The sequence below is a fragment of the Pseudoalteromonas sp. S1612 genome (assembly GCF_005887175.1).
GTDB classification, from domain to species: domain Bacteria; phylum Pseudomonadota; class Gammaproteobacteria; order Enterobacterales; family Alteromonadaceae; genus Pseudoalteromonas; species Pseudoalteromonas undina.
The window spans coordinates 60,968-75,446 of sequence record NZ_PNDH01000026.1; the positions used below are offsets into that span (position 1 = coordinate 60,968).

At 41.0% G+C, this 14,479-nt stretch carries 9 protein-coding genes; 5 read left to right on the forward strand and 4 right to left on the reverse strand.

What is annotated here, in order from left to right; genetic code table 11:
• From CWB78_RS10275 to CWB78_RS10285, 3 genes are all read right to left on the reverse strand, one after another.
• Nucleotides 1-3,651 carry an SbcC/MukB-like Walker B domain-containing protein gene (locus tag CWB78_RS10275; protein WP_138595409.1) on the reverse strand — a complete coding sequence of 1,217 codons (3,651 nt, stop codon included), beginning with the start codon at nucleotides 3,649-3,651 and terminating at the stop codon, nucleotides 1-3.
• Entirely contained in the window at nucleotides 3,648-4,895 is a 1,248-nt protein-coding gene (locus CWB78_RS10280; RefSeq protein WP_055012633.1) for an exonuclease SbcCD subunit D C-terminal domain-containing protein, read from the reverse strand. The genes CWB78_RS10275 and CWB78_RS10280 overlap by 4 nt, the downstream gene beginning before the upstream one ends.
• A gap of 66 nt (nucleotides 4,896-4,961) precedes the next feature.
• The gene (locus CWB78_RS10285; protein ID WP_055012632.1) at nucleotides 4,962-5,198 is read right to left on the reverse strand and encodes a hypothetical protein; all 237 of its coding nucleotides are present in this window, start codon (nucleotides 5,196-5,198) and stop codon (nucleotides 4,962-4,964) included.
• A 404-nt stretch (nucleotides 5,199-5,602) separates the two neighbouring features.
• On the opposite strand from CWB78_RS10285, the gene CWB78_RS10290 reads away from it, so the two are divergent.
• The 4 genes from CWB78_RS10290 (at nucleotide 5,603) to CWB78_RS10305 (ending at nucleotide 10,267) form a co-directional block, all read left to right on the forward strand.
• Complete coding sequence (locus CWB78_RS10290) at nucleotides 5,603-8,035, forward strand: M1 family metallopeptidase (protein ID WP_010388710.1); 2,433 nt, start codon at nucleotides 5,603-5,605, stop codon at nucleotides 8,033-8,035.
• Between the two features lie 2 nt (nucleotides 8,036-8,037).
• Nucleotides 8,038-8,532 carry a DUF6702 family protein gene (locus CWB78_RS10295; protein WP_010388709.1) on the forward strand — a complete coding sequence of 165 codons (495 nt, stop codon included), beginning with the start codon at nucleotides 8,038-8,040 and terminating at the stop codon, nucleotides 8,530-8,532.
• A 237-nt stretch (nucleotides 8,533-8,769) separates the two neighbouring features.
• Nucleotides 8,770-9,387 (forward strand): HAD family hydrolase, encoded by a 618-nt coding sequence (locus CWB78_RS10300; RefSeq protein ID WP_010388708.1) that lies wholly within the window; start codon nucleotides 8,770-8,772, stop codon nucleotides 9,385-9,387.
• Between the two features lie 154 nt (nucleotides 9,388-9,541).
• Nucleotides 9,542-10,267, forward strand: a complete 726-nt coding sequence (locus tag CWB78_RS10305; RefSeq protein ID WP_010388706.1) for a YebC/PmpR family DNA-binding transcriptional regulator — start codon at nucleotides 9,542-9,544, stop codon at nucleotides 10,265-10,267.
• A gap of 90 nt (nucleotides 10,268-10,357) precedes the next feature.
• Here the strand turns inward: CWB78_RS10305 and CWB78_RS10310 are convergent, their stop codons facing one another.
• Nucleotides 10,358-12,535: a malate synthase G gene (locus tag CWB78_RS10310; RefSeq protein WP_138595411.1), complete on the reverse strand. Its 2,178-nt coding sequence runs from the start codon at nucleotides 12,533-12,535 to the stop codon at nucleotides 10,358-10,360.
• Nucleotides 12,536-12,773: 238 nt separating this feature from the next.
• Here CWB78_RS10310 and CWB78_RS10315 point away from each other — a divergent pair, with 238 nt between their 5' ends.
• Nucleotides 12,774-14,375 carry an isocitrate lyase gene (locus CWB78_RS10315; RefSeq protein WP_010388704.1) on the forward strand — a complete coding sequence of 534 codons (1,602 nt, stop codon included), beginning with the start codon at nucleotides 12,774-12,776 and terminating at the stop codon, nucleotides 14,373-14,375.
• Nucleotides 14,376-14,479: the final 104 nt, after the last annotated feature.

A 14,479-nucleotide genomic window follows, 5' to 3' on the forward strand; every position in this document is an offset into this window, starting at 1 on the left:
TTAAATTACGTTTATGGTGGAGTATCCACCCGGTTTTTTAGCGACATGAATTTGCGTTGCAACGCGTTCGCTCATTTCACTTACATGTGAAATCACACCGACCTTTCTACCTTGCGCTTGCAGTGAATCTAGCGCGTCCATTGCAATACTAAGTGTTTCACTATCTAGTGTACCAAAGCCTTCGTCAACAAATAACGAGTTAATTTGCACTTTGTTTGAAGATAAAGAGGCCAGCCCTAATGCAAGTGCCAACGATACTAAAAACGACTCTCCGCCAGAGAGTGTGTTTACAGAACGTTGTTCATCGGCCATATCGCGGTCAATAATCGCTATATCAAGTGAATCAGCTATTGCTGTGAGTTCGTAACGCTTATTCAGCGTTTTTAAATGGCTATTAGCATAATGTAGCAATATTTTTAGTGTTTGTGTTTGCGCTAAATTACGCATTGTTTTGCCGGTTGCATCACCGAGCACTTTATTAAGTAAATGCCATTGTTCTACTTGTTGTTTAAGCTTGCTTAGCTCAGCCTGTTTGCCCTCAAGAGCTTTTGCATTTTGGTTGTGCTGCTCGATGGCAGTATTAATCGTAAGTAAGTTATTGTGTAATTGTGTTTGCTGCACAGTTAATTGAGTTTGTTGCTCAATTAACTGTGCTTCGCTGTGTGCTGGCTTATTATTTTGCTGATGCTGCTCATTGGCATTTTGCTGTTGTTTTAGCGCGGCATGAGCATCAACTAATGCTTGAGATAACTGCTCGCTATGCTTTAGCTGCTCTTTAATATCGTCATTACTTATAGCCAGTAGCATCTCGATTTGCTGATGGCTAATATCAGCATAAAGCGCGCTAAACTCTTCAAACCAAGCACTATAGCGTGTTTCAAGTGTGGTTAGCTCTTGGCTGTTATCGGCGAAGCGCTGCTCAAGGTTTTTAAGCGTAATAGCGTGCTCATCGCGCTGTTTTACGGCGCTATCGTGTGCCTGTTGACTCTGATTTAATTCATTCTGGCACTGCTCTACTTGTCTATTCAGCTGAGCCTGGTAGTCATCAGCGCTAATCGTTTGGTTATCGAATAACGCTAAGCGCTGTTGCTGGGTATTGTTGTGTTGTTGCTGTGCCTGGGTTAAATCGTCGTTGAGCGTGCTAATTTGCTGCTCAGCTTTAGTAATAAGGGGAGTTAGTTGCTGCAGCTGTAAATTAGCGCTGTCTAATTGCTTTTGAGTTTGCTCAAGTTGTAGTTGCTGATGTTGATACTGCTCTACTTGCTCACCTAGCTCGCTTAGCGTTAACGCGCCGGTTTGCAATGTTTGCCAAAATTGACTGTTTTCAAAATGAGAATTCAGCTCACTTATAAGTGCTTCGCGTTGGCTCAGCAATTCCTGGTGCTTATTATTAAGCATGGTGAGCTGATTGTTCAGTTCAACATGCTGGGTATTTAATTGTTGCTGAGCAGTCTGTTCTTTTTTAACCGTGTTTTGCAGTTGGTTAACCGTTTCTTGCAACTGGTTTTGTTGTTTTTGTGCTGAAAAGTACTGCGCTTTTTGCTCGCTTAATTGTTTATGGGTGTCATCAAGCTGCTCAACGCTCAAGTCATTAAGATCTGTTTTAGCCGCTTGCATGGTGTTTTTAATGTCTAACATTTTGGCTTGGGCATCAGCAATCGCTTGGCTTTGCTGCTTATGCTCTGCGACTAAAACAGCATGCTGCGTTTGATGTTGATGTAGCTGGGTTTGTGCATCTAAGTGCTGCTGCTTAGCGCCAGTATAAGTATTTTCAAAGTCGGTTATTAAGTTATTAAAAGGTTGGCTTTGATTATTTGCAAACGGATGCTCAGTGGCTCCACAAACCGCACATGCCTCATTAGGCAGTAGTTGTGCGCGTAAATGTTCAACATGTTCACTCGCACGCAGCCGTGCTTGATTAAGCGATTGCTCGGCGTGTTTAAGTGCTTGCTCTTTTCTGCTTAATTGCTCACGCAGTGTGATGTTAGTTTGTTCACTCAGAGTTAGCTTTTCTGCTGTAATACTTTGTTGCTGCACTGTGTGCTTTAGTTCTTGATTAAATTGCTTATAACGCGCTCGTTGCTCTTTTAAATAATCAATATTTTTAAGCTGATTATCACACTGCTCAATATTGAATTGCTCTTGGTGTTGGGTGAGCTTATTTAGATTTTGTTGTTCAGTGCTTAGTGCGTGCTCTGCATGTTCTAACTGTTTATTTTGCTCGTTGAGCTTGGTAGCGAGAGTGCTTAGCTGCAAAGTAATAGTTTGCTTTTGTTGCTCGAGTGTTTTTAATTGCGTTGTGGTATTAAAAAACTGCTTAAAGCTGTGATTAAAATAGTTCCAATCAGTGGCCAATGGCTTTAGTTGATTGTTTTCTTGTAACCACTGCTGATGGTGAGTGCTTTGTGTTGTTGCCTGCTCCACGCTGAGATTATTTTGTTGTAGCTGCTGTTGTAACTCGTTTAATTGTTGCTGCTCTTTGGCTCTTTGTTGTATCAGGCTTGTTATACTTTGCGTAAAAATAGCTAATTGACTGTCGAGCTCACGTGCTTTTGTTATGACTGGTTCAGCTGTTTGTTGTTGTTGTTTTGCTGTTGCTAATTCGCTTTGTTGTTTTTTAACCTTACTTGCTTGTTCATTAATAAGCGCGGCATGATCCAGCGCGTTTAATTCCTTTATTTGCGAATTTAACTGGCTGTTTTGCACCGTTAAGCTTTTAAAGCGTTGGCGATTATCTTTAATTTCAAGCGCACTTTGTGCTTGTTTTGCTTGCTCAGTTTGTGCTTTAACCGCATTTAGTGCATCACTTGCTTGTTGCTCGTTTTGTTGAGCCTCTGTTAATGCTTGCTCTAAACTGTGTGCTTGTTTATACCAATTAACACCCTGCTCTGTGCTGGCCAACGTTGTTTTTATGTGTTCAGTTTGTTTTTTAAGTTCATCAAGAGTGTGCTTTTTCTCACTTAGCTCTTCATCAGACAATAACGCATAACTGGCTAAGCTAGCTGTTAGTAATTCAAATTTATCTTTAACTGCTTTATTACGCTCAAATATACGTTGGCCAATTCGACTAAATTTATCGGTGCCAGTAAGGCACTCTAAAAGTTGTGCGCGCTCATCGCCGGTGGCTTTTAAAAAGGCGGCAAACTCATGTTGTGCTAGTAGCACTGCACGGGAGAATTGCTCAAAAGTGAGGCCTATTTTATTTTCAATGGCTTTTATGGTGGTACTTTTGTCGGCAATTAAGCTTTCATCCGGTAAGCTATGCAAAGTATGCTCTGCCACTTTTAGTTTGCCGGTTACTTTTTTATGCGTGCGTTGAATACTGTAGCGTGCTCTATAAAGTTGCTGATCTTGCCCGCTAAAGTCTACTTCAGCATAGCCTTCCCATTTCCCACGGCGCAATAAATTGCGGGCATCGTTAAGCTTTATGTTGTCGCCGTTAAAATCAATTAGGTTACCTTTGTCGCCTTTCAAACGAGCAGTTTTCGTATAAAGCGCTAAACAAATGGCATCAAGTACGGTACTTTTTCCCGCGCCGGTGTCACCTGTAATAGCAAATAAACCTGCGTCTTTGAGTGGGGATGCTAAAAAGTCGATTTCGGCATCAGCAATGGAGGCTAAGTTATGAATACGCACGGCGGTTATTTTCATAGTAGCTGCTCCTGTTCAAGTTCATCAATAACGTCGGTTAATAGTGCTTTTAATTCACTGGGAACAGTTTCGCCAGCCATATCTTTGTCGTTATTAAAGGCTTGTTCGAGCAAATTAATTGGGTTGAGCATTTCCACAAAGCTTAAATCCTCAAATACCGTTTCTGAAGAATTATTCACTTGCTGATCGCGTACCCGTTCTATACCACAAAAGTTAACCTGCTTGCCTTTTAGTGCTTGTTCAATTTGTTCACGAAAAGTGGTATCGATATCACTGGATTTTAGCTTTACTCGTAAATATGGCGCTATTTCGTATTGTTGTGTATCGAGTGCTTTTATTTGCTCGCATAGCTTGGCTAAAGGGACGCACTCCCCCTCGGGTAATACAATTACTTCAGCGAGCCTAGGAATGTAAAGGGGGTTTACAGTGGTGCTTAGCGGTTGGTCTTTTTGTACGTTAAACTCAACCACGTTGACTTGATGGGTATATTTCCTTTCTGAAAACGACATTGGAATAGGTGTACCGCTGTAGCGAATGTGCTCATTTTTAGCCACTAACTGCGCTTTGTGTAAATGCCCTAGCGCTACGTAATTGGCTTTTGAACCAAATACCGAAGCCGAAATGGCTTCTTCACCGCCAATGACTAAGTTACGCTCAGAATCACCAGAAATATTTCCACCTTTGGCATGCAAGTGACCCATAACAATTAAAGGCGTACTTTCATTGGTAAGCGTTAATGCATGTTCAAGTGCCAGTTGGTAAGCTTTAGCAACGCCTTGTGCGTAACTAGGGCCATTCTCGCTCTGGCTAAGCGTACTTATATCGCTGGTTCGTAAAAACGGCATAGCGATTACTACAGCGTGTTTGTCGTTATTATTAATTGTTATTACCACGTCATTTGGATTGGCGGGATCAAACCGGCCTACAACATGGGTATCAAACTGGGCTAATAAGGGCTGAGCAGCCAAAATACGATTAGCAGAGTCATGATTGCCGGCAATTATGACCACATGTAATTGTGGGCACTGTGCTTTGGCATTTTTTATAAATTGATAGAGTTGGTTTTCGGCGCTAGCACTGGGGGTGGCAGTATGATAAATATCGCCCGCAACAAGCAATAAATCGATTTGTTGGCTAACGAGGGTGGTTAATAACCAAGAGAAAAAAGCATGATGTTCATGACGGCGATCATGTTCATAAAATTGCTGACCTAAGTGCCAGTCTGAAGTGTGAAGAACTTTCATTTTGCGCTCTTAAAAAACCATAAGAGCGCCAATATACCCAAGGCAATTAAAGATGCAAGTATCGCTTTAGGTTAAAGTATACCAAGCAATAAAAATAACCGGCAAAGCTGCGAGCGCAATTGTTAAAGGCCACTTTAATGCCTTCGCTTTTTTGGCCTGTAATACTGCTAGTGCGTTTGTTTCATTACAAGCAGCTACTTTATCAATATACAGGTAGCCTGAGTTAATATACTGCTTACAACTTTGCACGTCTGCTGGTATTGCAATTAGTTTTTGCTGCTTTTTTAGGACATAAAAATCCATAAACTCACCACACTTAATACGACTAGTTAGAACAAAAAATATTTGAGAGAAACACTAAAAAAGTACCCTCAAATTAAAAAAGTGGGCGATTCTAATTACAAACCATAGTAAAGATCAACCTAAAACTGCGTTTTTTAGTATTTTTAATGAAAATAGCTGTGTTTTTTCATTTTATCTCTACTTTTAGTGATACTCAGCCTATTTTGTAAACCCCCTTTACAGCTTAGTTTTTTATGTAAATTGCTAAACAATTTAGTTAAATGTTGTTGTGTAAAACCGTGTTTTTTATATTTACATAAAGGTGTGGAATATCACCCTATAAAAGTAGGGTTTTATCGCTATTTTATTGAAGCTTAGCTGTAAATTTGTCACAGTAGCGTCACTAAAATCGATCAGGATTAACAATGAAGAAAAATTTATTTACATTGAGTGCATTTGTATTGCCTTTGGCAATGGCGAGCTCTGTGATGGCCTCATCTGTTGAACAGACTAAAGGCAGTTATGTTGATAAGTTTCGTCAATTAGATGAAGCTTTGCCTACCCCTAATGTTTACCGCAGTGCCGCAGGTGCACCAGCAGAAAATTACTGGCAACAACGGGTTGATTACGATATTGATGTAAAGCTTGATGAGCAAAAGCGTCGCTTAACGGGGAGTCAAACAATTGAATATAAAAATAACTCACCCCATACGCTTAAATATTTATGGCTTCAACTTGACCAAAACATTTTTAAAAATGACTCGATTGCAGAAACCACGCAAACTTTTAAAAGTACCCTACAAAACGAGCCTGATGCTAAGCCTGCTAAATTAAGTTTAGGTGATTTACGTCGTCAGCAGTTTATGAACGACAACGAGCTGGGTTACACCATTAGCAATGTTAAAGATGAAGATGGTAAAGCGCTGCGTGTAACGGTTGTTGATACTCTAATGCGTATAGATTTAAACACGCCACTTAAACCGGGTAAAGATGTTGAGTTTAGCATGGACTTCGCGTTTAACTTGGTTGAAGAAGATGCGGTAGGTGCACGTGCAGGTTATGAACACTTTGAAGAAGACGGTAACGATATTTTCCTAGTGGCACAGTGGTTCCCTCGTTTAGCTGCGTATACTGATTACGAAGCATGGACTAACAAGCCATTTTTAGGCAGCGGTGAATTCACCTTGGAATTTGGCGACTACGACGTTGAAATTACGGTTCCTGCAGATCATATTGTATCGGCAACCGGTAAGCTTGATAACCCTAGCTCAGTTTTAACCAGTACTCAGCGCAAGCGTTTAAAAAAAGCTGAAACAGCAAAACGTCCTGTATTTGTAGTTACTGAAGAAGAAGCGCTCGAAAACGAAAAAGCCGGTACAGACAAAACAAAAACGTGGCATTTTAAAGCTGAAAACGTTCGTGATTTTGCATGGGCGTCGTCACGTAAATTTATGTGGGATGCTAAAGGTTACCAACAAGGGGGGAATGAGCAACCACTGGTTATGGCTATGTCGTTTTTCCCTAAAGAAGGTGGCGATTTATGGAAGAAATATTCAACTGAATCTGTGGTACATACCATGGAAGTATATTCAAAATACTCATTTGATTACCCGTACCCAACTGCACAGTCAGTCAATGGTCCTGTAGGGGGTATGGAATACCCAATGATCACTTTTAATGGTCCACGTACAGATTTACAAGACGATGGCACGCGTACTTATTCTCAAGCAGAAAAGCGCTTTTTAATCGGGGTTGTTATCCACGAAGTGGGGCATATTTATTTCCCTATGATTGTAAACTCAGATGAGCGTCAGTGGACCTGGATGGATGAAGGTTTAAATAGCTTTTTAGATGGTGTTGCTGGGCGTGAATGGGATCCAACCATTCCTTGGGGTGTTGAGCCACGTGATATTGTGGCGTACATGAAGTCTGAAACTCAAGTGCCAATTATGACGCAATCAGACAGTGTGCTTCGTTTAGGGCCTAATGCCTATACTAAACCAGCCGCGGCATTAAATATTTTACGTGAAGTTATTTTAGGTCGTGAATTATTTGATTTTGCGTTTAAAGAATATGCTCAGCGCTGGAAATATAAGCGCCCTACTCCGGCAGATTTTTTCCGTACTATGGAAGAAGCGTCAGGTGTTGATTTAGATTGGTTCTGGCGTGGTTGGTTTTACACTACAGACCATGTTGATATCTCGCTTGATAAAGTATATCAATTACGGTTAGACACCAAAAACCCTGATATCGACTTTAAGCGTTTACGTGATATTGAAGCGAATAAGCCAAGTTCATTATTTGTTGAGCGTAATCGAGCCGAAGGTAAAAAAACCTGGGTAGAGAAAAATCCAGATGTAACCGATTTTTATGACGAAAACGATCGCTTTACGGTTACTAATAAAGAGCGTAATTCGTACAACAAATTTTTAAAAGGCTTAAAACCGTGGGAGCGTAAAACACTCGATCGCGCATTAGAAGAAGACAAAAACTACTATGTTATGGAGTTTTCAAATCTAGGCGGCCTAGTGATGCCGATTCTTTTAGAGTTAACTTATGAAGATGGCACCAAAGAAGAGCGTTACATTCCTGCAGAAATTTGGCGTCGTAACCACAAAAACGTACAAAAACTGATTATTACCGACAAAAACAAACCGCTCACCTCAGTAACCGTTGATCCGGGTTGGGAAACGGCAGATGTGAATGTAGAAAATAATCACTACCCACGTCGTATTATTCCTTCGCGTATTGAAGTCTACAAACGTGAAAAGAGTAAAGCAAAAGTAAGCCGCGATATCATGCAGGATATTAAAACTGAGCTGAAAAAAGACGAAAAAAATAACGAAGAGGACCAATAATAATGCGATTTTTGCTTATTATTGTTTGCTTTTTAATTGCTGCGCCGAGTATGGCGCATCAATTAAAATCATCCGTTACCACGGTGTTATTTAATCAACGAACTCACAATATTGAATTAATGCATCGCTTTTACTTACATGACACAGAGCATGCTGTTGGCAGTTTATTTCAAGGCAAAGTGGATATCATCAATAACAAGCGTGACCAAAAACGCTTTGCTAAATATGTTGAATCTCATGTTGCTTTGCAAACCTTAACGGGTGAGCCGCTCACACTTAATTATGTGGGTGCACAAGTTGATGGTAAGTTCTTTTGGGTTTATCAAGAAGCGACGATCCCCGATGAGATTGAAGGTGTTAAGATGAGTAATGGCGCATTGCGCGATTTATGGCCTGCGCAAGTCAATATGGTAAATGTTGAAGGGCGAGGAAAAGTAAAAACGTTAAACTTTAGTCAAGACGATACGTGGCTTGAAGCACGATTTGAAACTAACTAACCCACTGTGCACCTTTATAAGGTGCGCACTTTTTTGCTGTATAAATTAGCTGATCGCGTTAATTTACTTCATCGTAAAATCAATATAACAGTTGTTATTCAAACCCAAACTATTGTGTTATCAAATGAGCTATACTAAGAGGGCAATGGACTGAACTCTTTGTAATTGTCTATTGATATACTTTTTTTATAAAGCAAATCCAGCAAAATGAGCTAATAACTTAGCGCAAGGAATGAAATGAAAACGCAAATTGAGGCAATCAAAGGTGTTATTTTTGATTTAGACGGAACCTTAGTATCATCAGAATTAAATTTTTCATTGATTAAAGCCCAAGTAGGTTGCCCTGCAGAACTAGACCTACTCGAATATATAGAGCAATTGCCCTCACCCTACATGCGTGAAGAAGCGATGAATATAGTGCATCAGCATGAGCTACTTGATGCGCAAACGGCGACCCTTTTACCCGGCGTTGTTGAAGCTGTTAACGCTCTTCGAGCAAAGAATATTCCTATGGCTATTGTGACTCGTAATTTTGATAAAGCGGCCACACTAAAGTTGCAACACAACCCATTGCCAATAGAAACGGTACTCACTCGAACTGAAGCGCCAGCCAAACCCGATCCGAGTGCTTTATTAATGATCGCAAGGCAGTGGTCCATGCCCGTTGATAACGTTATTTACGTTGGTGATTATTTATATGATATACAAGCGGCCCATAATGCAAAAATGCGAGCCTGTTTATATGCTCCCGATGTAACCCCTGCGTATGCCGAGCAAGCCGACTTTGTGATTCATGCTTTTGATGAATTAGTGTCGTTAGTTGAAAGTTACGCTAAAAAAGTGGAGTTATGTTAAATTGCACTGTATTTCATTTCGCTAATAGCATAACGGGTATTATTTAAATTAATACCCCGCTGCTTTTGCACAGCATAACATGTTGAACCACTAGCCCAATACGCTTTGAATTGGTAAAATATCAAAAACAGAACGTATTCAATAGAGGCACAAGATGGGCAGAGCATTTGAAGTCCGCAAAAGTTCGATGGCTAAAACCGCCAACGCAAAAACTAAAGTAAATTCAAAGTACGGTAAAGAAATTTACGTTGCAGCCAAAAGTGGTGAACCCGACCCCGATGTAAATCAAACATTGCGCCGCTTAATTGAAAAAGCCAAAAAAGACCAAGTTCCTGCGCACGTAATCGAAAAAGCAATTGAAAAAGCAGCCGGCGGGGCAGGGGAAGATTACTCAACTGCACGGTACGAAGGCTACGGCCCGGGTAATTGCATGGTGATTGTTGACTGTTTAACCGATAACCCTAATCGTACTATTAAAGACGTGCGCTTACCGTTTACTAAAACAGATTCAAAAATCGGCACACCTGGGTGTGTAGCACATATGTTTGATCACCTTGCTGTTTTGGGGTTTGCAGGTGACGACGATGAAGTCGTGTTAGAAGCGCTGATGATGGCTGACGTTGATGTGACTGATGTAGAAGCCGAAGATGGCAAGGTGTCGGTATTTGCACCGCATACTGAGTACTTTAAAGCTAAAACGGCATTAGAAGAAGCATTTGAAGGCATTAACTTTGAAGTTGATGAAATTACCTTCGTTCCACAAGTACATGTTGAAATTACAGATGAAGAAGTCATTGCCAACTTTGATAAATTTATCAATATGCTTGAAGATTGCGATGACGTACAAAATGTTTATCACAACGCGACCATTAAAAATTAATTCGTAGTGATTTGAATAGTGATTATTCACACCCGTTATAAAAAATCAGCTTAGTAAAGCTGATTTTTTGTTTTTAGGTTAAGTTTTAAGTTAGTGCTGTGCTTTATATTTTAAGCGGTAGCTATGCAGTAGCGGCTCAGTATAACCGCTAGGTTGGCTAACGCCTTCAAATACTAGTGCCAAAGCCGCTTGGTAGGCAATGCTATTAGCCAGTGTTTGCTCATTAGTTGCCATGGGAATGTAAAGGCTGTCATGTTCATTTTGGCCATCAACAACCTTAGCCATTTTTGCCATCACTTTTTGTACTTGCTCATTACTGCACACGCCATGATGCAGCCAGTTGGCAATATGCTGGCTTGAGATACGTAGAGTAGCTCTATCTTCCATTAAGCCAATATGGTTAATGTCAGGCACTTTAGAACAGCCTATTCCTTGATCAATCCAACGTACAACGTAACCTAAAATACCTTGCGCGTTATTTTCAAGCTCACTTTGAATATCTTCTTTTGACAGCGTTTCTGGGTTTGCCATTAGCGGGGGTGTTAATAAGCTTTCTAGGCTTGCTATTTGGCGCGTGGCAATGCTTTGCTGCAGGCTAAATACATCCACATCATGGTAATGCATTGCGTGTAATGTGGCGGCGGTAGGGGAGGGCACCCAAGCCGTATTAGCACCTGATTGAGGATGCGCTATTTTTTGCTCCATCATCATCGCCATTTTATCGGGCATTGCCCACATACCTTTACCAATTTGCGCTTTATGGCTTAAGCCACAAGCTAGGCCAATATCAACGTTACGATCTTCATAAGCGCTGATCCAAGGCTGTGCTTTAATAGCCGCTTTAGGCAGTACCACACCCGCTTGCATAGAGGTATGAATTTCATCACCGGTGCGGTCTAAAAAGCCGGTGTTAATAAATACAACACGCTCTTTAGCAGCATGAATACAGGCTTTTAGGTTAGCAGATGTACGACGCTCCTCGTCCATAATGCCCATTTTAAGGGTGTTTTTAGGCAAGCTCAGCGCCTCTTCAACCATGCCAAATAAAGTGTTAGCAAATGCTACTTCATCAGGGCCGTGCATTTTTGGTTTTACAATATTAATACTTTGCGCGGTTGAGTTCTGAATGGCATTTTTAGTGTTTAAATCGTGCAGTGCGGCTGTTGCGGTGAACATGGCATCCATAATTCCTTCAAACACATCATTACCACTTACATCGGTAATAGCAGGGTTTGTCATTAAATGCCCAACGTTACGCACAAACATCATACTGCGCCCTTTTAGGGTCAGTTTTTGGCCATCAATACCTGTGTATTGACGATCGGCTTGTAACGTACGGTCGACCATTTTGTCGCCTTTTCTAAACGTTTCAACCAAGTTGCCCTGCATTAGGCCCAACCAGTTTTTGTACACTTGCACTTTATCTTCGGCATCAACTGCGGCAACTGAGTCTTCACAGTCCATAATGGTGGTCAGCGCTGCTTCAAGTACCACATCTTTTAGCCCAGCTTTATCTGCTTGGCCAATAGGGTGATGGTGGTCTATTTGCAGCTCAACATGTAATCCATTGTTTTTAAGTAAAATAACACTTGGGTTTTGTGCCTCACCTTGATAGCCAACGAGTTGTTCAGGGTTTTTAAGTGTAGTGTGCGAGCTGTCGCGTAATGTAATTGCAAGTGCGCCATCCACGATTGAATAATTAGTACTTTCGATGTGCGAGCCATTTTCAAGGGGTAGCGCCTTATCTAAAAATTGTCTGGCGTAGGCCATTACTTTAAAGCCGCGCACTGGGTTGTATTGAGTCCCTTTCTCTGCACCATCTTCCTCACTGAGTACGTCTGTACCGTATAGTGCATCGTATAGTGAACCCCAGCGTGCATTGGCAGCATTTAAAGCAAAGCGGGCATTACTAACTGGAACTACTAACTGTGGCCCTGCAGTCAACGCTATTTCTGGCTCTACATTTTGGGTTTCAATATTAAAGTTTGCAGGTTCATCAACTAAATAACCAATGTCTTTTAAAAAGGCTTGGTACTGGGCTTGATCAACGTTTTTATTAGCAACATGGTAGTCATCAATCTGCTTTTGTAATTGTTCACGTTTAGCGAGTAGTGACTTGTTCAGCGGAGTAAGTGTTTGCACTATGTGGGCAAAGCTTTTCCAAAACTGGTGTTCGTCTAGATGAGTACCTGGTAATAGTTGTTTTTTAACAAATTCAGCTAGTTGCTTATCAACGCTGAGTCCAGAGTGGGTGAGAGTGTGGCTCATAATTAAAATCCTTAAACGGTCCGACAGAGTGCATTTTTTATATGCGTACACTTACCATATCGCAAAAAAGTCGCTTTGAGTGCTTTTTAACCATTCACTATATGTATAGCCGTAATAACAACTATAAATTTACTAAATCTAAAAAATAAGCCTAATGTTTAATTAAGCGCTACAGAGCTAACGCAATGTAGTCACTCTCTCAACAATAAATATTAATACCCGTTCGAAGGACTTTATTATGACAACATATCAAGGCGAAACAGATACACTAGCAACACTATGCCAATCACAAGGCAGTGCATGGAAAACTATTAATCCTGAATACGCAACTCGCATGCGTTTACAAAATCGTTTTCGCTCTGGTGTTGATATTGCACAATTTACTGCTGACATTATGCGTGAAGACATGGCTGCATACGACAAAGACACAAGTCAGTACACACAGTCTTTAGGTTGTTGGCATGGTTTTACTGCGCAACAAATGATGATGGCAATCAAGCGTCATCAAAAAACAACTAAACGCAGTTACGTATACCTAAGTGGTTGGATGGTTGCAGCACTTCGCTCTGAGTTCGGCCCACTTCCAGATCAAAGTATGCACGAGAAAACATCAGTACCAGCACTTATCGAAGAAATCTACACCTTCTTAAAGCAAGCTGATGCACGTGAACTTGACCATTTATTTAACGAGCTAGACGATGCAAAAGCAAACGGCGGCGACGTTCAAGCCGTGCTTAATAAAATTGATAACTTTGAAACGCATGTTGTGCCAATCATTGCTGATATTGACGCAGGTTTTGGTAACGAAGAAGCGACTTACCTACTTGCTAAAAAGATGATTGAAGCGGGTGCTTGTGCTATCCAAATCGAAAACCAAGTATCAGACGCTAAGCAATGTGGTCACCAAGCAGGTAAAGTTACCGTTCCTCATGAAGACTTTTTAGCTAAAATTAATGCAGTACGTTACGCGTTTCTAGAGCTAGGTATTGATAACGGTATTATCGTTGCGCGTACCGATTCTCTAGGTGCAAGCCTAACGCAAAAAGTACCGGTTTCACAAAAACCAGGTGACTTAGCAAGCCAATACAATGCATTTTTAGAAACAACACCGGTAAACAGTGTTGATGATTTAAATGAAGGCGAAACGGCAATGAAGCTTAATGGCCAACTTTGTAAGCCTACACGCCTAGATAACGGTTTATACCAGTTCCGCGAAGGCACTGAGAAAGACCGCGTAGTACTAGATTGTGTTACTAGCTTACAGTCAGGCGCTGATTTACTGTGGATTGAAACAGAAAAACCACACGTAAAACAAATTGCAGAGCTGGTAAATCGCGTTAAAGAACAAGTTCCAGATGCTAAATTAGTATACAACAACTCACCGTCGTTCAACTGGACGCTTAAGTTCCGTGAGCAAGTATACCAAGAGTGGCAAGAAGCAGGTCGTGACCTTAGCGCTTACCCAAGTATTGATGACAACAAAGCGCTTATGGCTCCAGAAATGGATGCAACAGAACTTGCAGCAGCTGCAGACTTACTGGTACAAAACTTCCAACGCGATGGCGCACGTGAAGCAGGTATTTTCCATCATCTAATCACATTGCCAACGTACCATACAGCGGCACTAAGCACAGATATTCTATCTGAAGGTTACTTCGGTGACTTAGGTATGCTGGCTTATGTACGTGACGTACAACGTCAAGAAATCCGTCGTGAGCAAGCGTCAGTTAAACATCAAGACCTTGCAGGCTCTAACATTGGCGATACGCACAAAGAGTACTTCTCTGGCGAGAATGCACTTAAAGCCGGTGGTGAAGCTAATACCATGAACCAATTCTAATTCAACTAGATAGTGTTACTTAAGGGCCGCAAGGCCCTTTTTTTATGCCTACATAAAAGCAAAATTTAATAGATCAGTATTTTACTAGCTAGTTATTCAGGGAT